General features: G+C 37.5%; 24 protein-coding genes. 9 read left to right on the forward strand and 15 right to left on the reverse strand.

Annotated elements, in window-relative coordinates:
* Positions 1 to 51: 51 nt before the first annotated feature.
* From ubiE to ACY650_RS02955, 4 genes are read left to right on the forward strand one after another with little or no spacing between them, the layout of a single operon-like run.
* Positions 52 to 774, forward strand: a complete 723-nt coding sequence (gene ubiE, locus ACY650_RS02940; protein ID WP_462251573.1) for a bifunctional demethylmenaquinone methyltransferase/2-methoxy-6-polyprenyl-1,4-benzoquinol methylase UbiE — start codon at positions 52 to 54, stop codon at positions 772 to 774.
* On the forward strand, positions 723 to 1,562 hold the full coding sequence (gene porT, locus ACY650_RS02945; protein WP_462251575.1) for a type IX secretion/gliding motility protein PorT/SprT: 840 nt from the start codon (positions 723 to 725) through the stop codon (positions 1,560 to 1,562). Before ubiE ends, porT begins: the two co-directional genes overlap by 52 nt.
* Position 1,563: 1 nt before the next feature.
* Entirely contained in the window at positions 1,564 to 2,316 is a 753-nt protein-coding gene (locus ACY650_RS02950; RefSeq protein ID WP_462251577.1) for an SDR family NAD(P)-dependent oxidoreductase, read from the forward strand.
* Positions 2,317 to 2,354: 38 nt separating this feature from the next.
* Positions 2,355 to 3,701 (forward strand): saccharopine dehydrogenase family protein, encoded by a 1,347-nt coding sequence (locus ACY650_RS02955; protein ID WP_462251579.1) that lies wholly within the window; start codon positions 2,355 to 2,357, stop codon positions 3,699 to 3,701.
* Here the strand turns inward: ACY650_RS02955 and ACY650_RS02960 are convergent, their stop codons facing one another.
* From ACY650_RS02960 to ACY650_RS02970, 3 genes are read right to left on the reverse strand one after another with little or no spacing between them, the layout of a single operon-like run.
* Positions 3,702 to 4,331 (reverse strand): hypothetical protein, encoded by a 630-nt coding sequence (locus ACY650_RS02960; protein ID WP_462251581.1) that lies wholly within the window; start codon positions 4,329 to 4,331, stop codon positions 3,702 to 3,704.
* 43 nt (positions 4,332 to 4,374) lie between these two features.
* A complete protein-coding gene (gene rnhA / locus ACY650_RS02965) occupies positions 4,375 to 4,830 on the reverse strand; it encodes a ribonuclease HI (RefSeq protein WP_462251583.1) in 456 nt (151 codons plus the stop codon).
* Entirely contained in the window at positions 4,827 to 5,396 is a 570-nt protein-coding gene (locus ACY650_RS02970; RefSeq protein ID WP_462251585.1) for a MarC family protein, read from the reverse strand. Before ACY650_RS02970 ends, rnhA begins: the two co-directional genes overlap by 4 nt.
* A gap of 172 nt (positions 5,397 to 5,568) precedes the next feature.
* On the opposite strand from ACY650_RS02970, the gene ACY650_RS02975 reads away from it, so the two are divergent.
* Positions 5,569 to 6,879: a tetratricopeptide repeat protein gene (locus ACY650_RS02975; RefSeq protein WP_462251587.1), complete on the forward strand. Its 1,311-nt coding sequence runs from the start codon at positions 5,569 to 5,571 to the stop codon at positions 6,877 to 6,879.
* Positions 6,880 to 6,923: 44 nt separating this feature from the next.
* On the opposite strand, the gene ACY650_RS02980 is transcribed toward ACY650_RS02975, so the two are convergent.
* Positions 6,924 to 7,802 carry a thioredoxin family protein gene (locus tag ACY650_RS02980; protein ID WP_462251589.1) on the reverse strand — a complete coding sequence of 293 codons (879 nt, stop codon included), beginning with the start codon at positions 7,800 to 7,802 and terminating at the stop codon, positions 6,924 to 6,926.
* A gap of 98 nt (positions 7,803 to 7,900) precedes the next feature.
* On the opposite strand from ACY650_RS02980, the gene ACY650_RS02985 reads away from it, so the two are divergent.
* Positions 7,901 to 8,812 carry an MBL fold metallo-hydrolase gene (locus tag ACY650_RS02985; protein WP_462251591.1) on the forward strand — a complete coding sequence of 304 codons (912 nt, stop codon included), beginning with the start codon at positions 7,901 to 7,903 and terminating at the stop codon, positions 8,810 to 8,812.
* Between the two features lie 8 nt (positions 8,813 to 8,820).
* Here ACY650_RS02985 and murA read toward each other — a convergent pair whose 3' ends face one another.
* The 5 genes from murA to ACY650_RS03010 form a co-directional block, all read right to left on the reverse strand.
* Positions 8,821 to 10,128 carry a UDP-N-acetylglucosamine 1-carboxyvinyltransferase gene (gene murA / locus ACY650_RS02990; protein ID WP_462251593.1) on the reverse strand — a complete coding sequence of 436 codons (1,308 nt, stop codon included), beginning with the start codon at positions 10,126 to 10,128 and terminating at the stop codon, positions 8,821 to 8,823.
* 98 nt (positions 10,129 to 10,226) lie between these two features.
* Positions 10,227 to 10,910 carry a DUF4290 domain-containing protein gene (locus ACY650_RS02995; protein WP_462251595.1) on the reverse strand — a complete coding sequence of 228 codons (684 nt, stop codon included), beginning with the start codon at positions 10,908 to 10,910 and terminating at the stop codon, positions 10,227 to 10,229.
* Between the two features lie 38 nt (positions 10,911 to 10,948).
* Positions 10,949 to 11,368 (reverse strand): DUF5362 family protein, encoded by a 420-nt coding sequence (locus ACY650_RS03000; RefSeq protein WP_462251597.1) that lies wholly within the window; start codon positions 11,366 to 11,368, stop codon positions 10,949 to 10,951.
* Positions 11,369 to 11,371: 3 nt separating this feature from the next.
* Entirely contained in the window at positions 11,372 to 11,794 is a 423-nt protein-coding gene (locus ACY650_RS03005) for a RidA family protein (protein WP_462251599.1), read from the reverse strand.
* Positions 11,795 to 11,798: 4 nt separating this feature from the next.
* Complete coding sequence (locus ACY650_RS03010) at positions 11,799 to 13,088, reverse strand: aminopeptidase P family protein (RefSeq protein ID WP_462251601.1); 1,290 nt, start codon at positions 13,086 to 13,088, stop codon at positions 11,799 to 11,801.
* 37 nt (positions 13,089 to 13,125) lie between these two features.
* On the opposite strand from ACY650_RS03010, the gene ACY650_RS03015 reads away from it, so the two are divergent.
* Entirely contained in the window at positions 13,126 to 14,313 is a 1,188-nt protein-coding gene (locus ACY650_RS03015) for a S8 family serine peptidase (protein WP_462251603.1), read from the forward strand.
* A gap of 1 nt (position 14,314) precedes the next feature.
* On the opposite strand, the gene ACY650_RS03020 is transcribed toward ACY650_RS03015, so the two are convergent.
* Together ACY650_RS03020 and ACY650_RS03025 are read right to left on the reverse strand one after the other, a co-directional pair.
* On the reverse strand, positions 14,315 to 15,019 hold the full coding sequence (locus ACY650_RS03020) for a hypothetical protein (RefSeq protein WP_462251604.1): 705 nt from the start codon (positions 15,017 to 15,019) through the stop codon (positions 14,315 to 14,317).
* A gap of 74 nt (positions 15,020 to 15,093) precedes the next feature.
* A complete protein-coding gene (locus ACY650_RS03025; RefSeq protein WP_462251606.1) occupies positions 15,094 to 16,323 on the reverse strand; it encodes a T9SS type A sorting domain-containing protein in 1,230 nt (409 codons plus the stop codon).
* A 218-nt stretch (positions 16,324 to 16,541) separates the two neighbouring features.
* Between ACY650_RS03025 and ACY650_RS03030 the strand changes: the two genes are divergently transcribed.
* Both ACY650_RS03030 and ACY650_RS03035 read left to right on the forward strand, forming a co-directional pair.
* On the forward strand, positions 16,542 to 16,877 hold the full coding sequence (locus ACY650_RS03030; RefSeq protein WP_462251608.1) for a YciI family protein: 336 nt from the start codon (positions 16,542 to 16,544) through the stop codon (positions 16,875 to 16,877).
* A 48-nt stretch (positions 16,878 to 16,925) separates the two neighbouring features.
* Positions 16,926 to 18,158, forward strand: a complete 1,233-nt coding sequence (locus ACY650_RS03035) for an RNA polymerase sigma factor (protein WP_462251610.1) — start codon at positions 16,926 to 16,928, stop codon at positions 18,156 to 18,158.
* A gap of 94 nt (positions 18,159 to 18,252) precedes the next feature.
* Here ACY650_RS03035 and ACY650_RS03040 read toward each other — a convergent pair whose 3' ends face one another.
* From ACY650_RS03040 to ACY650_RS03055, 4 genes are all read right to left on the reverse strand, one after another.
* A complete protein-coding gene (locus ACY650_RS03040; RefSeq protein ID WP_462251612.1) occupies positions 18,253 to 18,732 on the reverse strand; it encodes a cupin domain-containing protein in 480 nt (159 codons plus the stop codon).
* Between the two features lie 913 nt (positions 18,733 to 19,645).
* Positions 19,646 to 20,071 (reverse strand): SiaC family regulatory phosphoprotein, encoded by a 426-nt coding sequence (locus tag ACY650_RS03045; RefSeq protein ID WP_462251614.1) that lies wholly within the window; start codon positions 20,069 to 20,071, stop codon positions 19,646 to 19,648.
* Between the two features lie 46 nt (positions 20,072 to 20,117).
* Positions 20,118 to 20,291: a hypothetical protein gene (locus tag ACY650_RS03050; protein WP_462251616.1), complete on the reverse strand. Its 174-nt coding sequence runs from the start codon at positions 20,289 to 20,291 to the stop codon at positions 20,118 to 20,120.
* A 4-nt stretch (positions 20,292 to 20,295) separates the two neighbouring features.
* Positions 20,296 to 20,754, reverse strand: a complete 459-nt coding sequence (locus ACY650_RS03055) for a hypothetical protein (protein WP_462251618.1) — start codon at positions 20,752 to 20,754, stop codon at positions 20,296 to 20,298.
* Between the last annotated feature and the right edge of the window lie 114 nt (positions 20,755 to 20,868).

Here is a 20,868-nt window from a genome sequence, read left to right on the forward strand (position 1 = left end):
GATAACAATTAGGCTGTACCCCGGGTTTAATCCACTAATATTGCGGCAATTATGACGGTACTACCTTACAAAGATAAGTCGGATGCGAAGAAGAAGCAGGTTGCAGAGATGTTCGACAGCATTTCCGGTAAATATGATTTTTTAAATCACTTTCTAAGCCTTGGAATCGATATTAGATGGAGAAAAAAGGCAATTAAAATGCTTTCCGATCTCCAACCTAAGCAGATACTTGATATAGCCACCGGAACAGGAGATTTTGCAATAGAGTCATTAAAGCTCAATCCGGAAAAGGTAATAGGCGTTGACATATCTGAAGGGATGTTGAACGTAGGCAGAGAGAAAATGAAGAAAAAGGGATATGCTGACATCATAGATATGCAATCCGGAGATTCAGAAAACCTTCACTTCGATGATAATAAGTTTGATGCTGTAATCGTTGCATTTGGAGTTAGAAACTTTGAAAATTTGGAAAAAGGGCTCTCCGAAATGAATCGCGTCTTGCGCCCAGGAGGTAGGGCTATTATTCTAGAATTCTCAAAACCTACGGTATTTCCATTCAAACAATTATATAATTTTTATTTTCGTTGGATATTACCGAAGATTGGAAAGGTGGTTTCTAAGGATAATGCCGCCTATACATATTTACCAGAATCTGTAAATGAGTTTCCTTACGGCAACGACTTTCTTCAAATTCTGGAAAAAACAGGATATAAAAACACTAAATGCAAACCATTAACACTAGGCATCAGCTCTATATACGTGGGAGAAAAATAATCCTCGCATGTTTGTTACTTTTTGGTTTAGCACAATCTTCTGTTGCTCAAAACAATCCTAAAGACAATCTCTTGAACTATGAAGATCAATGGATCCATTATGGATTCTTGATTGGCGTTCATTCATCGAAGTTTGTAATCAAGCATTCCGATTTTTTCACGTCACCAGCAATGGACACGGTCCATTCAATAATCCCTGGAAATAGAGGTGGATTTAAATTAGGATTTGTAATCAATATGAAGGTCTCCCAGTACTTAGATTTTCGCCTACTGCCTACAGTTGGATTTTATGAGTACGACTTAGACTATCGTTTTACGAATGGTATTACACAGAATGAGCTGAAAGATGCAACTATGGTAGAGTTACCTCTCTTATTAAAGTATAAATCTGCCAGAAGAGGCAACATTGCCATGTACACGGTATTTGGCATCAATCCATCTCTTGAGGCATCTGGAAAAGGTGATGAAGAAGATGTGACACAAAAACTTGAATTGAGGAACTGGCAATTAGCCATTGATGTGGGTGTGGGGCTTGACATTTTTTATCCATTCTTTAAGTTTTCGCCAGAAATAAGATATTCCTATGGTTTACGAAACATGCTTACAGATGATCCAAATGATTTCAGCGTAGGTTTAAGTAGATTGACAACTCAAAATTTGGGAATTTTTGTCACGTTTGAAGGTGGACCTGGCGGTAAAAGAAAACTTGGGAAAACTGACAAGGGAAATAATAAAATTAAAACGCGACAAAAGAAACGTCTTAAAAGCGGAGGAAAAGGCAAAGGCTAGCATGAATCAACCAATCGCATTAATTACCGGAGCAACCAGTGGTATAGGAGAAGCTACTGCACGCTTAATTTCAAAAAACTATAGGCTTATAATATGTGGTCGAAGGAAACAACGACTGGAAGTGCTGCAAAATGAACTAGAAAACGAATCCCAGATTCTCTCATTCGATGTTCGTGATAGAAAGGCTGTATTTGATGCTTTTGCAAGCCTTCCTGAAGAATGGAAGCAAATAGATGTACTCATAAACAATGCTGGCAATGCCCATGGGTTAGACCTTATCCATGAAGGTAGTACTGAAGATTGGGATGCCATGTTGGACATCAATGTAAAAGGACTGCTATACGTTAGTAAAGCAGTGCTTGATGGCATGGTAGCAAGAAAAAAAGGACACATTATCAATATAAGCTCGATTGCTGGGCTTGAAGTGTACACAAAAGGCAATGTCTATTGTGCTTCAAAACACGCCGTTGATGCGCTTACTAAAGGAATGAGAATGGATCTCAATGAACATCACATAAAAGTTTCTTCCATTGATCCTGGACTGGTAGAGACAGAATTTAGTGAAGTACGTTTTAAAGGAGATTCAGAGAAGGCGAGCAAAGTCTATGAAAATTTCACTCCATTGACTGCTCATGATGTGGCAGAAACCATTGAATTTGTCCTCAGTAGGCCCCAACACGTTACCATTGGAGATCTGTTGATTTTGCCTACTGATCAGGCGAGCAGCACGATTGTGAATAAAAAAATCCAATAGTCTTTTCTTAAGATTTACGATAAACACATATTTGCCGGATGCAAAATATCCTGATCATTGGAGCGGGAAAGTCTTCTACCGCACTTATCAATTACCTACTCAAGCATAGCATCGACGAAAATTGGACTATCACCATTGCTGAAAAAGATCTTGAATTAGCTAAGACTAAAATCAATGGTCATGATAATGCAAATGCAGTACCTTTTGATGTTTTTGATGCTGAACTGCTAAACAACCTTGTAAGTGGCAATGACTTGATCATTTCAATGCTGCCTGCTTCTTTACATATTCATGTAGCTCGTAAGTGCGCCGAACTAAAGAAGCACTTTCTCACAGCTTCTTACTTAACAGAGGAAATAAAATCGCTACACGGACAGTTTAAAAACGCTGGCAAATTAATGATCATGGAGATGGGATTAGATCCTGGAATAGATCATATGTCTGCAATGAAAGTTCTTGACGAGCTTAGAGAAGATGGATGTGAGTTAACTGGATTTGAAACGTTTACTGGCGGCCTAGTAGCTGAAGAATCAGTAGGTGACAATCCATGGAAATATAAGTTTACCTGGAATCCTAGAAACGTCGTCTTAGCGGGTCAAGGAAGCTGTAAGTTTATTCAAGAAGGCAGATATAAATACATTCCATATCAGAAACTGTTCAGGAGAACAGAAACCATTTATATCCCTGATCATGGATATTTCGAAGGTTATGCGAATAGAGATTCACTTGCATATTTAGACATCTACAACCTTAGAGGTATCAAAACACTTTATCGTGGTACGCTTAGACGGCCTGGATACTGCTCAGCCTGGGATGTATTTGTGCAACTCGGCGCGACGGATGATACCTACGAGATGGAGAATGTTTCTGAGATGACTCATAGACAATTCCTTAACTCATTTCTATCCTATAATCCTAACGACTCAGTGGAGCTGAAACTAGCCCACTATCTGAATCTTGATTTGGATAATGGCATCATGTTTAAACTAAAGTGGCTAGGTATTTTTGATGAGGAGCCAATAGGTTTGAACAAAGGGACTCCAGCACAAATATTAGAACACATCCTAAAAAAGAAGTGGACACTAGAAACAGAGGACAAGGATATGATTGTGATGTGGCACAAATTCAACTTTATCTCAAAAGGTGAGCATCGTCAAATCGAATCCAGTATGGTAACATTAGGAGACGATGAAATCAATACAGCTATGTCTAAAACGGTAGGACTGCCATTAGCCATAGCTGCAAAGTTGATCCTCAAAGGAAAAATCAACCTAAGTGGTGTTCATGTCCCTATTAAAAAAGAAATATATGAGCCTGTACTAGCTGAACTAACTAATACTGGGCTTACTTTTATAGAGAGAGAAGTTGAACCTACTTTCTATTAATTATTCTATAACGTGGGCTTTCACAACAGAGTCAATCTCTGCCATCACTTTATCTATTTGAGAAATATCGTTGTCTAAGTGGTTGTCAATAAGTCTTTGTAAGTGGCCAGCAATTTTAATTTCATCTTCTTTCTGCTTTCCTTTCGCAAAACGTATTGAATTCTGTAAATGATCCATTGCGTGGTTAATTGTAACTCTTGCTTCCTCATTCTTTCCTTCTCTAATGAATTGCTCTGAAACTCTTAGTGATGCAAATGCCAATGAGTTCATTGCATCTGCGAATGCTTCATACATTAAATCCTCATTAATATCTTCTGCTTTAATGTGGCCTTCAACGACTTCAAGGTCATAAATGGCAACTTCAATCGCTTGTGTACTTATACTATCACCATCTTTCTCCAGGATCTTCATCATTTTAATCGCATCTTCCAAAAACTTAATGGCAGTTAGCGATTTATGATCTTGCAAAGTACGATCTGCAGTATTCATCAATAAATCTGGTTCGGTAGCCAAATCTGTCAAGTTTGGATTTTCTAATTTGCGCTCGCGCTCAATTTTGAAATAGATAACCATTGATCCAATTACAACGGCTGCAAAAATTAAGTAAACAAATCCTTTATTCATTTTCATCTCTCGTCCTTTAATGATGATATATATACACTAAAATAAAACATCAGGTGATTCCATTCTCAAAAGCAGCATCTACTTTCAAATTTTTTCGTTCAGCGGCCTCTACAGCCAGTTGATCGCACCTTTCATTCTCTGGATGTCCGGCATGTCCCTTCACCCACTGAAATCTAACGTCATGAGAAACGGCAGCTTTCAGGTACCTTTCCCAAAGGTCTCTATTCTTTTTCCCTTTAAAATCTTTCTTCACCCAACCCATTAGCCAGCCTTTAGTAACAGCATCAACTACGTATTTACTATCAGATACAACTAATACCTTCCAGCCAGGTTTTTTTATAGCCTCCAAACCAATAATTACCGCTAATAATTCCATTCGATTATTGGTTGTCATTCTAAACCCATCTGAAAGCTCTTTTTCCTTTTCGCCATATCGAAGTATTGTCCCATATCCTCCAGGCCCAGGGTTACCCTTCGCTGCTCCGTCGGTAAACATTGTAATCATGCTATCAAATGATTTTTAAAGATTTTGATTGAAATCGCTAAAAGCACGATACCAAAGACTTTTCTAAGAACGTTAAATCCTGCTTGTCCAATTACCCTTTCGAGCCATCCACAGGTCTTTAAAACGAGATATACAAAAAGTAGATTCACAACCACCCCTACTAAAATGTTGGCTGTAGAAAATTCAGCTTTCAATGACACCAAGGTGGTCATTGTGCCAGCACCAGCAATGAGAGGAAAAGCTATCGGAACTATGGATGCACTTTTAGATTCCTCAGGATCAGATTTAAATATCTGCAATCCAAGAATCATTTCCATTCCAATCAGAAACATGATGATGGCGCCTGCAATGGCAAAAGAATTTATATCAATACCAAAAAGCTGAAGAATGCTCTCCCCTAAAAAAAGGAAAATCACCATTATAACTCCCGATACTATCGTAGCCTTTCCAGACTGGATATGACCGAATTTTTTTCGCAGATCTATGATAATTGGAATACTTCCTATTATATCTATAACAGAAAATAGAATAAGCGAAACACTTATGATTTCTTTAAAATTGAACATTGTAGAGGCTCATTGTAATTATTAACACAAAACTAATGTGATACCAAGCCGTATTAGCATAAAAATTATTCTATTTGCAAATCAATTAAATACCTAATCGCACCTATTGGCATTGTTTTCGCCTGAATAATTTTTACAAAGGGACAAAACAAAAAACTTCAATTCTAAGGACATGATTAAATCGACTTTTTTCGCACTTTTAGTGCTTTTAGCCTCTTTTTCACTTGCGCAGGATGGATGGAACTGGCCGGAAGATCCAGAAAAGAAAACGCTGGCTATGGAAAAGCAGGCATATTACAAGATTCTGATAGCTCAAAGTAAGTATGATGAAGCTATGGCTCCATTGAACTGGCTATATGAAAACAACCCAAACCTCAATCCATCAATATATATCCAAGGCGCGGACTGCATGAAGGAATTGATAAAGGTTACCACTGATAAAAATAGAAAGGCTGGTCTTCAAGATTCTTTATTATGGATGTATGATCAGCGAATTGTTCATTTTGACAATGATGCATCTACCATGGACAGGAAAGCTTTTGAAGCATTTAAAATCCATTACAGAACGCCTTCTAAGTATCCAATGCTATTCGAAATCTATTCAAAGGCTTATGATATGAATGGGCCAGAAATTTCGACTTTTAACTTGAATCCATTCATGCTTTTAGCAAAGCAATATCACCTCAGTGCTCCAGATCAGATGCCTGCAGAGAAAGTGCTAGATATTCATACTCAAATTTCTGACATCATTGAGATAAAAAGAAAGAATGGTGAAAATGCGGCCAAACTAGACAAAGAACAATCTAAAACAGACGCTTGGCTTAGCTCTATAGATGGTATTCTTACCTGCGAATTCATTGAAGAGAAGCTTGTTCCAAAATTCAGAGAAAATCCTACCGATCTTAATACTGCTAAAAAAATCTTCAAATATTCACTTGAAGCTAAGTGTACAAGTTCTGATTTTTTCCTTGAAGCAAGTGAGCCTGTATTCAAAGAAAAACCAACTTTCACTCTTGCGAACGCAATTGGCAATCGATACTTAGCTAATGGTGAAATTAACAAGGGACTTGAATACCATAAAGAAGCATTAAACTTAGCTTCGACCTCTGAAGAAAGATTTGACTCATATATGGGACAAGCTGTAGCCAACAGCAAGCTTGGAAATAAATCACGAGCCAGGTCTCTGGCTTACGAAGCATTGAGCGCAAAACCAGGTAGCCCGGAAGCATATAACTTAATTGGTAATTTATACTTCACCAGCTTTGATGACTGCAAGGCGGAGAAAAGTCAGGTTGAAGATCGAGCAATTTTTATTGCCGCTTACGATATGTATAAAAAAGCTGGTAATTCGAAACAAATGGCCGCAGCTAAAGAGCAATTCCCTTCTTTAGAAAATATCTTCAATGAAGGCAAGGAAGTTGGCGACGAGCTAACCATTAGTTGCTGGATAAATACTACTGTTAAGCTCGATAAAAGAGATTAAGAAATGGTAAAAAGAGAAGCCGGCTTTCTAGCCGGCTTTTTTATTTAGTCCGTATTCTTCATCCATTTTTGCATTTCAAGTAAACGCTCATTTTCAGGCTCGACCTTTAGTCCCTTTTTCACTGAACCCAAAGCTTCTTTCTCCTTCCCTAAGGCATCCATGAATCGAGCATATGTTTGATGTACCACTACTTCATCTGGGAATAGTTCAGCATTCAATTCAAAAACAAATTGTGCACGAGGGATTTGAAAGGACGTCCACAATACATATCCGTAGGTATTGAGCTCATAAACATTTTCGCTATCCTTAAATTCATTCAGAAGTTCGGATTTTTTCTTTTTTAATTCTTTCACGGAGAATTCCTCAAAATACTGAATCATACTTTTGGCTACCGGATAAGCTGTAGCATAGTCATCTCCTGCCAAAACAGTAATAATATCTTGTTCGAGAGTTTCTACAGGCTCTTCAACTATTCGACCTATTTCCTCCCCTTCAATGTCGTGAAAAATAAATGTAGGTACTCGATGGATATTAACGCCACGCTCCTCTCTTTCCGGAGCTTGCTTGTAGTTTTGAAATCCAGTGTTCAAACACATGATCTTCAACTTGGATAGGTCATAATTCTGCGATTCCAATATTTTCACGAATCTTGGTACTTCCCTTTTACTATCGCCACACCATGTTCCCATAAAAATGGTAATGGAATCTGCTTTTGATAAGTCTATATTCTGATTTTGGTCCACTTCATATTCATCGTGATTTTTAGTGTACCACTCTTGAAATGGATCTTCCTTAAATCGATCCAAGCTCGCTTGGCCAAGCAAAGTGATTCTCCCATTTGCTCCTTCGAAATATCGATTTATAGGTTGTGAAATTGCAATTGTGGATAGTAGTAGTAGGATTATTAGTGATAAGTGTCTCATGAACTTTTTTTTAGCAAAGAAGATGAGTCGATATATGACTTACTGTTAATGGATTCTTAATATTTCTTAATGAGATGTTAAGCTTGTAGCTTTATCATATGCGATATATCATCACGTTATTACTCTTGTCTTTTTTAAATTGTGCTTTGGGGCAACATGTCATTGTGCTCGGCATTGCACAAGATGGTGGATTCCCTCACATTGGTTGTCAAAACGAATGCCTGCTTGCACATGAAAATCCCGAGCTAAGTAAATATGTGACTTCACTCGCATTGGTAGACGCTGAAACAAAACAATGGTGGTTATTTGAAGCAACTCCTGATATGGATGATCAGCTCCAATATTTCAGAGAATTGACAAACGGGGAATTTCCGTACCTCCCAACAGGGATATTCATAACCCATGCACATATCGGTCACTATACCGGACTGATGTCTTTAGGAAGAGAAGCACTTGGCGCTAAAGGAGTTACTGTATACGCACTTCCACGAATGATTGAATTTCTAACTACCAATGGTCCTTGGAGCCAACTAATCAATCTGGAGAACATAAAACCTGTGCAGCTCATTGAAGATCAAAAACTTATGCTTAACGATAATTTATCTGTTGAAGCATTTAGAGTACCGCATCGAGATGAATTTTCTGAGACAGCAGGGTTTCGCATACGAAAGAGAAAAAGTGACTATTTATTCATTCCTGACATTGATAAATGGAGTAAGTGGGACACCAGTATAGTAGAGCTACTGAATGATCCTAAAGTTGAGTATGCCTTTATTGATGGTACATTTTATGAAGACGGGGAGCTTCCTAATCGCGCAATGAGTGAAGTACCTCATCCTTTTGTTACTGAAACAATGAATCTATTCAGAAATGAGACACGCTCAATTAGAAATAAAATGGTCTTTATTCACTTCAATCACACAAATCCAATCTTATTCAAAAAAAGTGCAAAGATTAATGTGGTAAAAAATGGATTTCGTATCGCCGAGCAAGGCAAGCAATACAGATAATCACTGCATCAGCTAATTCGTTCAATTTTAGCTCCAAGTGCATTCAGTCGATCATCAATAAATTGATATCCCCTATCGATTTGATCAATATTGTGAATGGTACTTACTCCTTCCGCGGACATTGCTGCTATCAGAAGAGAAACCCCAGCACGAATATCCGGTGAAGTCATTGTAATGCCTCTTAAAGGATAGGCACGATCCAATCCAATAACTGTTGCTCTATGAGGGTCACATAATATAATCTGTGCTCCCATATCTATTAATTTATCAACAAAGAATAGTCGACTTTCAAACATCTTCTGATGAATCAAGGCAGTCCCTCTGGCTTGAGTAGCTGTTACCAGGATAACGCTCAATAAATCGGGTGTCAATCCAGGCCAAATAGCATCTGCAATGGTTAGTATTGATCCATCAATGTATGATTCAATTTCGTAGTGATCTTGAGCGGGTATGAAGATATCATCACCTTTGAATTCCATTTTTATTCCTAAGCGCTGGAAGGTATCAGGAATAATACCTAACTCTTGAATTTGTGCATTCTTAATTGTTAGGGCTGAACCTGTCATCGCAGCCATTCCAATAAAACTTCCTACTTCAATCATATCAGGAAGCATGGTGTGTTCTGTACCTCCTAAGACCTTAACCCCTTCTATTCGGAGTAGATTTGACCCCACACCTTCAATATTAGCACCCATTCTGATCAGCATTTTGCATAGCTGCTGAATATAAGGTTCACAAGCTGCATTGTAAATGGTCGTTAATCCTTCAGCCATTACAGCAGCCATGATGATATTAGCAGTTCCGGTAACAGAAGCTTCGTCTAGGAGCATATAAGCTCCCTTTAGATTTGTACCATCAACTGTATAGAATGAAGTTTTTGAATCGTAGTTAAACTTAGCACCAAGCTTTTGGAAGCCTACAAAATGCGTATCCAGTCTTCTCCGTCCAATCTTGTCCCCTCCCGGTTTTGGCATTCTCCCCGTTCCGAATCGAGCCAACAAAGGTCCTAGAATCATAATTGACCCGCGAAGTGATGACGCTTTTTCCTTGAATTCGTCCGTGTTTAGAAAGTCAAGGTTAATATTAGCAGCTTTAAACGTATAGGCCTCATCATCTTTCTTAGACACTTCAACACCCAGATCTCCAAGAAGATCTATCAACTTCAATACATCACGTATCTGAGGTATTTTATTGATTGTGACCTCCTGGTCAGTTAATAAAACTGCTGAAATGATTTGAAGTGCCTCATTTTTAGCACCCTGTGGAATGATTTCACCACTTAATTGGTGACCGCCTTCGACCCGAAAAGATGACATTATTTAAGATTAGTTAGTTAGTGGATTAGTATCAACAAATAAAGAGTTACCTGAGTAAATCACCAATCAACTAACCAACTATTTATTCAAAAAAGAAATTAATTTCTTCTTCTATTATTTCCTCGGCCATTGCCATTGCGACGACCTTTTCCGACTTGATTGTTTCTTCGGCCTTTATTGTTGTTGTTATTATTGTTTCTTCTGTTCGAAGGTTTCTTATCTGAATCAAAAAGTCCTAATTCTTTGACCGTTTCAATATTGATATCAAGTTGGTCTTTCGAAAGCTTTTTAATGTTCTTTAAGATTTGCTCATCTTCAATGCTTTCTTTATTCCAAGTCTGGAAGAAACTCTTCATCAATCTTCCTATTGCAACGACAGCCCCTTCTTTTTCTTTTGGGTCTTCCATAGCAATTGCTTGCTCGATAAGTAGCTCAACGCTTCTTCCGTAGTGACGATATTTAATTTCGTTTGAGTAGTACTTCAAACGATCTGGTTTACGGTCTAGAACCTCCGCATCAGGCTTAGGGAATGGTCCCTCAATGTCAAGTTCGAAATTAGAAATGATGTGTAGGTCATCCCACACTTTCTGATCTGTTTCGGAATCATTTCCAAGATCAGGATTAATAAGCTTCATCAATTCGACAAGCGTCGCTGCTTTCTTATTTCGATCCTCTTTGTTGTCGATTGTTTTTAGATGCGCAACCAGATTCTGCACGTTTCGTCCATACTCTCGCAATTTTAAATGCGCGCGCTGAGTATTGTATTCTAAAGATGTTTCCATAATGTATTAAGCCTCAAAAATAGGCAATTAGCGATAGATTAAAGCATGCTTCCCATCATTCCTCCCATGAGCATGAAGACAATCATCAAAGCATATAGGGATAACACGATAATGGTCATTATACCCATAAAAACAAAAAGTTTTCTAAGGTTGCTGTATGCTTCAGAACAAGCTTCTGCATCATCGGTTTGAAGACCTAACTTAATTTTAGTACTAAACTTATAGGTGTACAATGAAGGGAATATATATAGCAGTGAAGCTAAAATGTAAATAAAGCCAATGCCGCTCCCAAGTCCTGGATAAACCGTATTGAACGCTCCTCCAAACATTGTAATACCTCCTAGAACAATAAAGCCACTCATTACGAAACCTACTATCCCTAGAAATTTGCCCCATTTAGCAGTTTCTAGCAAGTTGCTTCTATCGACTTTTGATAATCTTAAATCACTTTCTTCCATAATTTAGTTTTTGATGGTTGCGATACATTTTAGCTCAATAGCAATTGGCGTAGGTAGCGAACTAATTTCAACTGTTGTTCGGCAAGGTTGATTATCCTTAAAGTACTCCGCGTAAATGGCATTGTATGTTTTGAAATCATCCTTCATGTTTGTTAAAAAGACAGTAACATCAACCAACTCATCCCAGGAAGAACCAGATGCTTCTAAAATAAGTCTGACATTTTTGAAAACGGAATGACATTGCTCTGCTATATCATAACTAACTATATTCCCTTGATCGTCAAGATCTACACCAGGAATTTTCTTAGTTCCACGTTCACGCGGACCCACACCTGATAAAAATAATAAGTCGCCCACTTTTCTGGCATGAGGGTATAGACCAACTGGTTCTGGTGCCTTATCTGAATCAAATTTTGTACTGGCCATTGGTTCATTTATTCATTAACTCCTCAATCTCGTCAGCTTCAATTGGAATATTTTTCATTAAGTTAATATGTCCATCTTCTGTGATTACAATATCATCCTCCAGGCGAATACCAATGTCTTCTTCCGGAATATATATCCCTGGCTCTACTGTGAAGACCATACCAGGTTCAAAAACTTTATAGATAGATGCGATATCGTGGACATCCAAGCCAATATGATGAGAAGTACCATGCATAAAATACTTCTTGTAGGCAGGCCACTCAGGATTTTCATTCTTGATGTCGTTTTGATCTATCAAACCTAAATCCAGAAGCTCTTTTTCCATCAATTTACCAACTTCAGCATGGTACTCCGGAATTCGATTTCCTGGTTTCAACAAATCTGTAGCAGCATTCTTAACTCTTAAAACTGCATCATAAACTTTCCTTTGTCGATCTGTAAATCTCCCATTTACAGGAATAGTTCTGGTCATGTCTGAGTTGTAGTTGGCGTATTCTGCACCGACATCCATCAATAAAACATCACCATCTTTCAATTCTTGATTGTTTTCAATGTAGTGAAGCACACATGAATTCCCTCCACCACCAATTATAGGTGTGTAGGCAAATCCCTTTGAACGATTTCTTACAAATTCATGAAGGTATTCAGCTTCTATTTCGTATTCCATCACACCAGGTTTTACATAGTCTAAAACCCTTCTAAAGCCCTTTTCTGTAATATTGCAAGCATCTTGAAGTATATCTATTTCAAACTGAGACTTAATACACCTAAGGTCTTGAAGGATTGGAAATAGTCTTTCATATTGATACAAAGGATATCGTTCCTTACAGTCTTTAACAAAACGAGCATTTCTTGTTTCAACTTCACTTGCATTTCTAATGTGCTCATTACTATCTAAATAAATATGATCGCACTCTGCAAGTATTGTATAAAGTGTTTTCTCAAATTCAGAAGTCCATTTTACGTTTCTTATTCCAGAAGTAGACGTACCTTCCTCCTTCGTCAATTTATGGCCTTCCCAAACTGCTATCTCTTCATTTGTCTCTCTTACAAATAAAATTTCTCTCATTTTTTCGTCGGGAAAATCTGGAGCAATGAGCACAATAGACTCTTCCTGATCGACACCAGAAAGCCAAAGCAGATTCGCATTCTGAACAAATTTCATTGTTCCATCAGCGTTAGTAGGCATAATATCGTTGGCATGTACAATTGCCACAGAGCGAGGTTTCATTCGCTTGGCAAGCTTTTCACGATTATTAATAAATAGTTGGTTATCTATTGGATCGTATCGCATGAGTTATCTTAGTTCTGATTAAAAGAATTTTCTTTCTATGAGATGGCTAAAATTAGCACTTCTTTTTTTCTCGACTCCGCTATTTGGACAGCAATTGGGCTTTGCTCTAGAGCAAATCAATGGTCAATCTATCATAGATGAAGGATTGACTGGATCTGGCGTGAAAATAGGAATCATTGATGGCGGATTTTTACGTTCAGACCAGAGTAAATCTTTGGAGTCATTTTTTGAAAATGATCAAGTTGCTGGTTACAAAGACTACTTAGATCCAAAGGCAAAGCCTTTCTACGGAAAATCGGCATTTGATGATGTTCATGGCACTGAAGTTTGGGAACTCATAGGAGGATTTAATGAGACACGAAACGTACAATATGGCCTTGCAACTGGAGCAACCTATTATTTAGCCCGGACTGATCATGGTGGTTATGAAAGAAGGCAAGAGGAAAAATACGCTATAAAAGCAATGGAGTGGATGGCAAAAGAAGGTGTCAAAATCATAAATATCTCCCTCGGCTACAACTTCGGATTCAATGACAAAAGGGAGAATTATAAGCAAAATCAAATAGATGGAAAAAGCACTATTATGACTAAAGCAATTGAAAAGATTACTGAAAAATATGGAGTTCTTTTCGTCATAGCCGCTGGCAATGATGGAAATAATGGTTGGGAAATACTTGGTTCTCCTGGAGATGCAAAAAGTGCACTTACTGTTGGGTCTACTAAACTAAAAGTCTGGGATGGAATGAATTACAGCTCTAAAGGGCCAAACTGGCTTGAATATGTGAAACCTGAAATCTCATGCTATTCTTCTCTTGGTACTTCATTTTCTGCGCCGATTATCACAGGATTAGCAGCATGCTTATTAGAGAAAGATTCAACCTTAAGTGCCCAAGATTTAAAACAACTAATAATTAATTCGGGCAGCTTAATGCACCCAAACAACCACATAGGATATGGAGTGCCTGATGGTCGAAAGGCATTGAATTTATTAGCAGAAAAAGAGGTTGAAACTAACAATCAGTTAAGCAGCGATAAAAAGTCTGAAATTATACAACTTGATGAACCATCAATTTACGTTTCCATATATCATAAAAGTGGCTGGGAAGTGGTAAAAAAAGAAATCATAAGAACCAATAAGTCCAGCATCAAAGTCAAACGAAAAGACGGTGCTGATTCTAGCACCATCATATGGCAAGGAGGTAGTTTAGAAGTTTTTTGGAAATAACCTATTCTACTAACTCAACCTGAATTGTTTTCGATCGATATTCGACTACAATTCTCCCTCCTACTATCGGAGCTTCTCCTTCTTCATTAGATAAGAATTTTACTTTGTTTCGCTGAATGTATGCAGGCTGAAATCCTAGTGGTAGAATTTCTAATGTAACTCTAGCTAAATCAACACTCTCAGAACCTAATTCATCATGGAACGTCCCAAGTTCTTGTCCTTCTTCATACTCACCAATAACTACAATAAGTGATTCAAATTCTTCCAAACCATTACCCACCCATTCAACAGTAGCTCCTTCACTCTTGGATAGGGTGGCAAAATCATTTGGGAATTCAATGGATTGATAAGAGAGCAATGCAGCAGAATACACGCGTCCTTCCGAGCTTGAATAGACAAAGTCTCCTTCCTTTATCAATCCCTCATAGCTTCTACTGTATGAAACAGATTGTTCATCAAACATCAATTCATCTCCATTGAAGGTTACGGTCTCATCACTTTCTAATTGAAAATTATCATTCAAAACATTTAGTTTTTTAATTTCTGCAGTAATTGTAGTTCTGTCTAGATCGCTGTCATAGAAAAAGAAGTAGGAAACGAAATTATCATTCGTATCAAAATTAGGTCCGTCGTCTGACTCACATGACAACACAATCGTCAATAGCAGAATTGAATATGTAAATGTTTTTATGCTAGATAGTTTCATTAGGTAATTATTAATGCATCAAACTTACCTGAATTGACACATTAATTCATAACCCAAAATGAAATTTAGCAAGCTTAGTTCTTCAATAACCTAATTGATTGCTTTGAGTCCAAATTGCTAAATTGGATGAAGTAGGTTCCTTTCTGCATACTAGCAAGCAATTGGTTGATCTTAATTTCTGCTTGCGCTACAGTAAGGTTTGACTCAGCAAGCAATCTTTTACCTGACACATTCGTCACTGACCATTCAAAAACCCCTTCGAGTCCGTTAGTGAACTTAAACTGAGAAACTACGGGATTGGGAAATATTCCGATTTGGTTTAGCTCACTTTGATCAAACTCTAAGTATACAATCGGGCTATATTCGAATTGACCATCATAGTCTACCTGTTTAAGTCTATAATAGGTATTCGATGAAATAGAATTGTCAAAATATTGATATTCAATTCTTTGAGAAGTTGTTCCATTTCCCTCAACAAACCCGATTTCTTCGAATTGGAGTCCATCAGAGCTTCTTTCTACATAAAAGCCTTCGTTATTCAATTCGGAAGCTGTTGACCAGTTTAAGATGGCGACGTTGCTATTGTCGAGCTGAGATGAGAAACTAACCAGTTCAACTGGCAAAGTGGTATCTCCGCAGCTAGCAGCATTACTACCATCTACACAGTTGGTAAATGTTCCTGAAACTGTGCCATTATCAGTGAATGTACCTCCGAAAGTAAGCATGCCATCACCTGACAATGAGCCGTTTGTTCGAAGTGTTACATTGCCACTTACGTTTACAGTGCCATCAATATCTAGTGTTCCTGTATTTCCTGCCCCGTTTCCTCCTACCCGGATACTCCCATTTCCTACTTCCACATGACCTGTTGATCCTACCACAATAGAACCTCCATTCTCAACCACTAATCTATCAGTACCAGATCCATCACCTACATCCAAAGTTCCATTAACAACCAATGATGCACCATCAACAATTAATCTTCTATTGGAAGTCAACGTAGCTCCATCTTCAATCGTAATCGTTCCTCCTAGGATATAAAGAAAACTTGATCCTTGAGTCAGGTTGAGTGTAGCACATGATAATAGTGTAATATTTCCATCAATGTCCCAGGTATCAGCAGTAGCAATATCACATGATACTGGCGAACTACAATCACTATCTGTCGGTACGTTTAGTGTTCCTCCAGACTCTAACTGCGCTTCTGTAGGACATTGAGCCACCAACATATTAGAAAGCACAAATGCTGAGAATAGTATTGCAATTGTGCGTGTTGGTAAAAAATTGAAGATTCGTCTTTTCATTGCTAGCAATGGCCTTATTCCTTACATATATACTATCACGCGTCGTTTAGTGAAATTTATTTCGATAAACACATCCTGCATAACGATTTAACCCCATTTTAGGCCTAAAAAGCAATATTTCAATTATTCAAAAAAAAAATCTTTCATACTTGTCCATTTGAAGGAATCATACACGTCTATAGAGAAATATTTAACTTAACTAAAACTCTAAAACAACTATGAAAAAGTATTTATATGTCTTCCGTGGATCCGACGAAGCGTTTGGACAATTGTCACCAGAAGAAATGCAAGCTCACATGATGAAATGGGGCGAGTGGATGCAAAAAGTACAAGCTGAAGGATACCCATTACAAGATGCCGGAAAAGTAGTAGGTCGAGACGGTGAAATAGTCACTGACGGACCATTTGCAGAAGGCAAAGAGCTTGTGGGTGGATACGTAGTCCTTTCTGCAAAAGATATGGACCATGCTGTTGAGCTTTCAAAAGACTGCCCAATATTTGAATTCGATCATACCACGGAAATCCGAGAGATAATCGAGGACATGGGAGAATAAATGCAATTGGCGTCATTCCGAGTTGCATCGGAATGACGCTATTCGTATATGGAAACACAGCAATTAGTTGATCATTTTTTTCGAACAGAATATGGTAAGGCTGTCTCACATCTTACCAGCAAGTTTGGTGCATCCAATTTAGAATTGGCTGAAGATAGCGTACAGGAAGCATTGATTAAAGCCATGCAAACCTGGCCATACGCTCAGATTCCGGACAATCCTACAGGATGGATTCTCAGAGTGGCGAGAAATAAAATGATCGATCAATTGAGAAGGGATCAAAAATCTAACAATCAAGAAGTACCGGAACGCGCAGAGGAGATGAATGATGACTTATCCTTACAAGAAATCAATGATGATATGGTGCGAATGATGTTCGCTTGCTGTCATCCATCTTTAAGTCAAGAATATCAGATCATTTTGACTTTAAAGATCTTAGGAGGACTATCTATCCGGGAAATTTCCAGTTCACTCCTTAAAAAAGAGGAAACTGTTGCAAAAGCTTATACGAGAGCTAAAAAGAAATTTAAAAAAGAAGAAATCAAGCTCTTACTTCCACCAGCCCATGAAATTGAGAAAAGACTGGATATGGTGCTTAAGATCATATACCTACTATTCAATGAGGGATATAAATCAGCTGAAGGAGATAAACTTATGAGGACAGATCTTTGTGAAGACGCCATTCGGCTCAATAAAATTCTGATCGAAAGCGAGATCTGTAATACTCCCGCTGCAAATGCACTCATGGCACTCATGCACTTTCATGTTTCAAGGTTTAACGCAAGAATTGATGAACATGGAAATGCAATCACCCTTGAATATCAGGATCGATCGAAATGGGATCAGAATCTAATCCAACAAGGATTGATGTATTTAGACCGAGCCACAGAGGAAACGGCTGTAAGCGAATACTTTATCCAAGCTGCCATAAGTGCTACGCACTGTAGAGCTACCACCTTCGAAGAAACTGATTGGACCAGTATTTTGGCTTTGTATGACTTACAACTGCAATTAACACCAAGTCCCATCGTGGAGTTAAATCGTGTGGTTGCCTTAGAAAAAGTACACGGTCCGCTATTAAGTGTAAAGGAAATTGAAAGGCTTGAAGCGACTCAATTCTTTGAGGAATACTATCTTTTTTATGCAATAAAAAGTGAGATGCTTAAAAAACTTGGCAATAGTGATGAAGCAAGAATTGCCTTAGTTAAGGCAATTGAGCTTACCAAGAATGAAAAGGAGAAAGCACATCTGAATCAAAAATTATCTGACTTTGATAAATGAAAAAAGGCTCTCAAAATCGAGAGCCTTAAGAAAACACCACCAAATAGAGTTTCCCATGAAACTACTAACCTTAATTTTTAATCAATTATAATTTTCACCTTCCAAAATCATCTTCCAAGCGAATAATATCGTCTTCATTGGAGGGGTTATTCACATTTGTATGAACCCATATTTCAGCTACTACACCCCAGTTTTGTAATCCTATCAATCGATGTCTTTCTCCCTGATTAAGACAAATAACTTCTTCTCTTTTATATGAAACCATTGGATTTTGTATGTCTGAATCACTTTTCACTACTCCTACTTCACCATCGATTACTTTCCAGAGTTCTGATCTTCTATTATGATACTGCCATGACAATCTTCTTTGTGGTGCTACTGCTAAGATTTTTGGGCTTATAGGCACATTTTCATCTAGTAATGAGACATATTCAGGAAAGAAGTTGATCAAGAATTCCCTACTACACTCTTGTTTGATAGCCCAAAATGCACCCCATGGACGATCCAAATCTTTGCTGTTAAAAGTGAAGCCTTGACTTATCAATTCCGCTTCTATTTTTTTCAATACTTTCATCTTGACAATCATTTTAATTTTTGATAATTAGGATGCTATTTGTAATTGGGGATATCCTGAAGTGCTTATAGCCAAATTCATATTCCTAAGAATTTTCTTAGCGATTCTCGGCTTGTTTTCATTAAAAATCCAGAGGACATCAGGATTCTTAGTATTGAAATTATCAGCTTTTACTTTAGCCAATTTGTATCTCTTATTTCTTTCTGAATAAAATAAAACGTATCTAAAGGTTGTCATCACAGAATCTTTTTAATTACTAACTGATTACACTTCAAAAGTGCACATTGATAAAAGCAGTTCTGTGGATAATAAGTTGAATCGACATAAAAGTGGGACGATTTGCAAAAAGCATAGATTAGCTGATTTTGATAAAATTGTTACACATAAAAAAATCCCACCAGAAGTATCCAGCGAGATCTATCGGTTATGAAAAAGGCGTGTCTTAAGACTTTACTGTCAAGGTTTTCAGCCAAGGTTTGGCGTCATATTCAAGCCATATTTTAGTAGGTTAACAGGAATCAAAATGGAGTCTTTGATGCCCAATTTGGAGTCATCCATGTGCACCCATTTTTTCAAAGGGATCTCTCTGAAGATATCGGTAAACTTAGCTACCCCAATTGTTTTCTTGAGTCGAAGTAATATTTCAATATCAAATAACCATTTGGAAAAAAAGGAAGCGTGAGCTTACCAAGAATTAAAAGGAGGAGGCACATCTGAATCAAATGTTATCTGGTTTGAACTAGTTTTAAGAAAACATAAAAAGATTAGCTAATAATTGCCTCCACACCAAGCATTGAAGAAGTATTTTTTTCCATACATAATTCATTTATAGTGCAAAGAGCGATAATATCGCTACTATGCAGATCTTAATCACCAAATCAAGTATTTGAATAAACAATTTCAAATTCATAGTTTATGTGTCTACAATTTCAAATGGAAAATCACAAAATGGCAGTAGATATACACCTGCATCACACATCTTTTTTGAATGCTTATAGCTCCAATAGATTTTGATATCCTTGCCTTTTTTATGGAATAGATTTAATATTTCAAACAGTTCAATGAAGTAACTGTAAGAGTCCGTATTGAATGATTCAAAGCCCACATAAATTCTAATTCTTTCTTTCTCTGGGTCATTTAAGTGATTCTGAGCTTGATTAATCACATTATGATACGTTGATGCTGTATGCGCATGCGATTTTGACTCCCCTCGAAGCATCATGATGTTTAAAGATCTGCTATATATGTAATCGATTTTTGGCTCACCTTTAGCAAGGCTATTGGGATAGATAGCTGCTGCGGCCAATGGCATTTTATTTATTGCGACTGAACTATTCATTCTTATTTTTTTAATGGATTAACACTTATTTAGATTGAATAACTATTCATTGTAAAAAGGGTGAAACTTTGATACTAGCTGTCTCCTTCTGACCAGACTCTCCATCACTCTTTACAATCATTCTTTCTGATTCCTCAGGAGATGTGATAATCGATGATACCTTTCCAAATACTGGATTAGTCAAAAGAATTGCCATCATTATTGTAGTAATCCGCTTCATATGATTAAAGTGTTATGGTAACTCTTGTTTGTAAAGTTGGAGCAAGTGCACGAACTCCTAATCCTCCGCCTAGGCTCATTGATTTAGTTAAGTTGTAGTTTGCTAAAAGGGATGGAGTAATGGCAAAATTTTCACCATTGGTCACACCTGTTCTCACATTGAATTTTAAACCTGCTTTAGAATAAGAAAGAATCGGAAAGGCAACATAAGCTCCATAAAATACTTTCTCATACTTTCTTGGAAGTCGACTTACCTCTTCCTGCGACATTAATACGGTTTCTGCTAGTTTGGACTCTTGATAAAAACCACCATATTCTATTCCGTATTGGTTGATTGCTCCAATGGCAATTCCCGTTTTTGGACTTACACTAGTTTGCTCAATGTAGGTAGTAGTGACAAAACGTTGCCCAAATGCTACACTTGCTACAATACATGCTGAAATAATTAATACTGACTTTTTCATTTTCTTAGATGTTTTAGTTTGAATTTGATAGTTCAAAATTTCATCTAAGAGCACTCGGATATGAGAGGGAAATAAGTATGTTGTTAATTCAGTATTGCGCTAACAAAGCTGAGT

The sequence above is a fragment of the Ekhidna sp. genome (assembly GCF_963691765.1).
GTDB lineage: Bacteria > Bacteroidota > Bacteroidia > Cytophagales > Cyclobacteriaceae > Ekhidna.

Bases quoted from the DNA above. Each gene is read 5' to 3' on its own strand.
- ACY650_RS03045 (WP_462251614.1), bottom strand. From the start codon at position 20,071: ATGAATAGTTCAGTCGCAATAAATAAAATGCCATTGGCCGCAGCAGCT.
- ACY650_RS03050 (WP_462251616.1), bottom strand. From the start codon at position 20,291: ATGAAGCGGATTACTACAATAATGATGGCAATTCTTTTGACTAATCCA.
- ACY650_RS03015 (WP_462251603.1), top strand. From the start codon at position 13,126: ATGAGATGGCTAAAATTAGCACTTCTTTTTTTCTCGACTCCGCTATTT.
- ACY650_RS03030 (WP_462251608.1), top strand. From the start codon at position 16,542: ATGAAAAAGTATTTATATGTCTTCCGTGGATCCGACGAAGCGTTTGGA.
- ACY650_RS03055 (WP_462251618.1), bottom strand. From the start codon at position 20,754: ATGAAAAAGTCAGTATTAATTATTTCAGCATGTATTGTAGCAAGTGTA.
- ACY650_RS02960 (WP_462251581.1), bottom strand. From the start codon at position 4,331: ATGAAAATGAATAAAGGATTTGTTTACTTAATTTTTGCAGCCGTTGTA.
- ACY650_RS02985 (WP_462251591.1), top strand. From the start codon at position 7,901: ATGCGATATATCATCACGTTATTACTCTTGTCTTTTTTAAATTGTGCT.
- rnhA (WP_462251583.1), bottom strand. From the start codon at position 4,830: ATGATTACAATGTTTACCGACGGAGCAGCGAAGGGTAACCCTGGGCCT.
- ACY650_RS03040 (WP_462251612.1), bottom strand. From the start codon at position 18,732: ATGAAAGTATTGAAAAAAATAGAAGCGGAATTGATAAGTCAAGGCTTC.
- ACY650_RS02975 (WP_462251587.1), top strand. From the start codon at position 5,569: ATGATTAAATCGACTTTTTTCGCACTTTTAGTGCTTTTAGCCTCTTTT.
- ACY650_RS02955 (WP_462251579.1), top strand. From the start codon at position 2,355: ATGCAAAATATCCTGATCATTGGAGCGGGAAAGTCTTCTACCGCACTT.
- ACY650_RS02970 (WP_462251585.1), bottom strand. From the start codon at position 5,396: ATGTTCAATTTTAAAGAAATCATAAGTGTTTCGCTTATTCTATTTTCT.
- ACY650_RS03010 (WP_462251601.1), bottom strand. From the start codon at position 13,088: ATGCGATACGATCCAATAGATAACCAACTATTTATTAATAATCGTGAA.
- ACY650_RS03020 (WP_462251604.1), bottom strand. From the start codon at position 15,019: ATGAAACTATCTAGCATAAAAACATTTACATATTCAATTCTGCTATTG.
- ACY650_RS03005 (WP_462251599.1), bottom strand. From the start codon at position 11,794: ATGGCCAGTACAAAATTTGATTCAGATAAGGCACCAGAACCAGTTGGT.
- porT (WP_462251575.1), top strand. From the start codon at position 723: ATGCAAACCATTAACACTAGGCATCAGCTCTATATACGTGGGAGAAAA.
- ACY650_RS02950 (WP_462251577.1), top strand. From the start codon at position 1,564: ATGAATCAACCAATCGCATTAATTACCGGAGCAACCAGTGGTATAGGA.
- ACY650_RS02980 (WP_462251589.1), bottom strand. From the start codon at position 7,802: ATGAGACACTTATCACTAATAATCCTACTACTACTATCCACAATTGCA.
- ACY650_RS03000 (WP_462251597.1), bottom strand. From the start codon at position 11,368: ATGGAAGAAAGTGATTTAAGATTATCAAAAGTCGATAGAAGCAACTTG.
- ACY650_RS03025 (WP_462251606.1), bottom strand. From the start codon at position 16,323: ATGAAAAGACGAATCTTCAATTTTTTACCAACACGCACAATTGCAATA.
- ACY650_RS03035 (WP_462251610.1), top strand. From the start codon at position 16,926: ATGGAAACACAGCAATTAGTTGATCATTTTTTTCGAACAGAATATGGT.
- murA (WP_462251593.1), bottom strand. From the start codon at position 10,128: ATGTCATCTTTTCGGGTCGAAGGCGGTCACCAATTAAGTGGTGAAATC.
- ACY650_RS02995 (WP_462251595.1), bottom strand. From the start codon at position 10,910: ATGGAAACATCTTTAGAATACAATACTCAGCGCGCGCATTTAAAATTG.
- ubiE (WP_462251573.1), top strand. From the start codon at position 52: ATGACGGTACTACCTTACAAAGATAAGTCGGATGCGAAGAAGAAGCAG.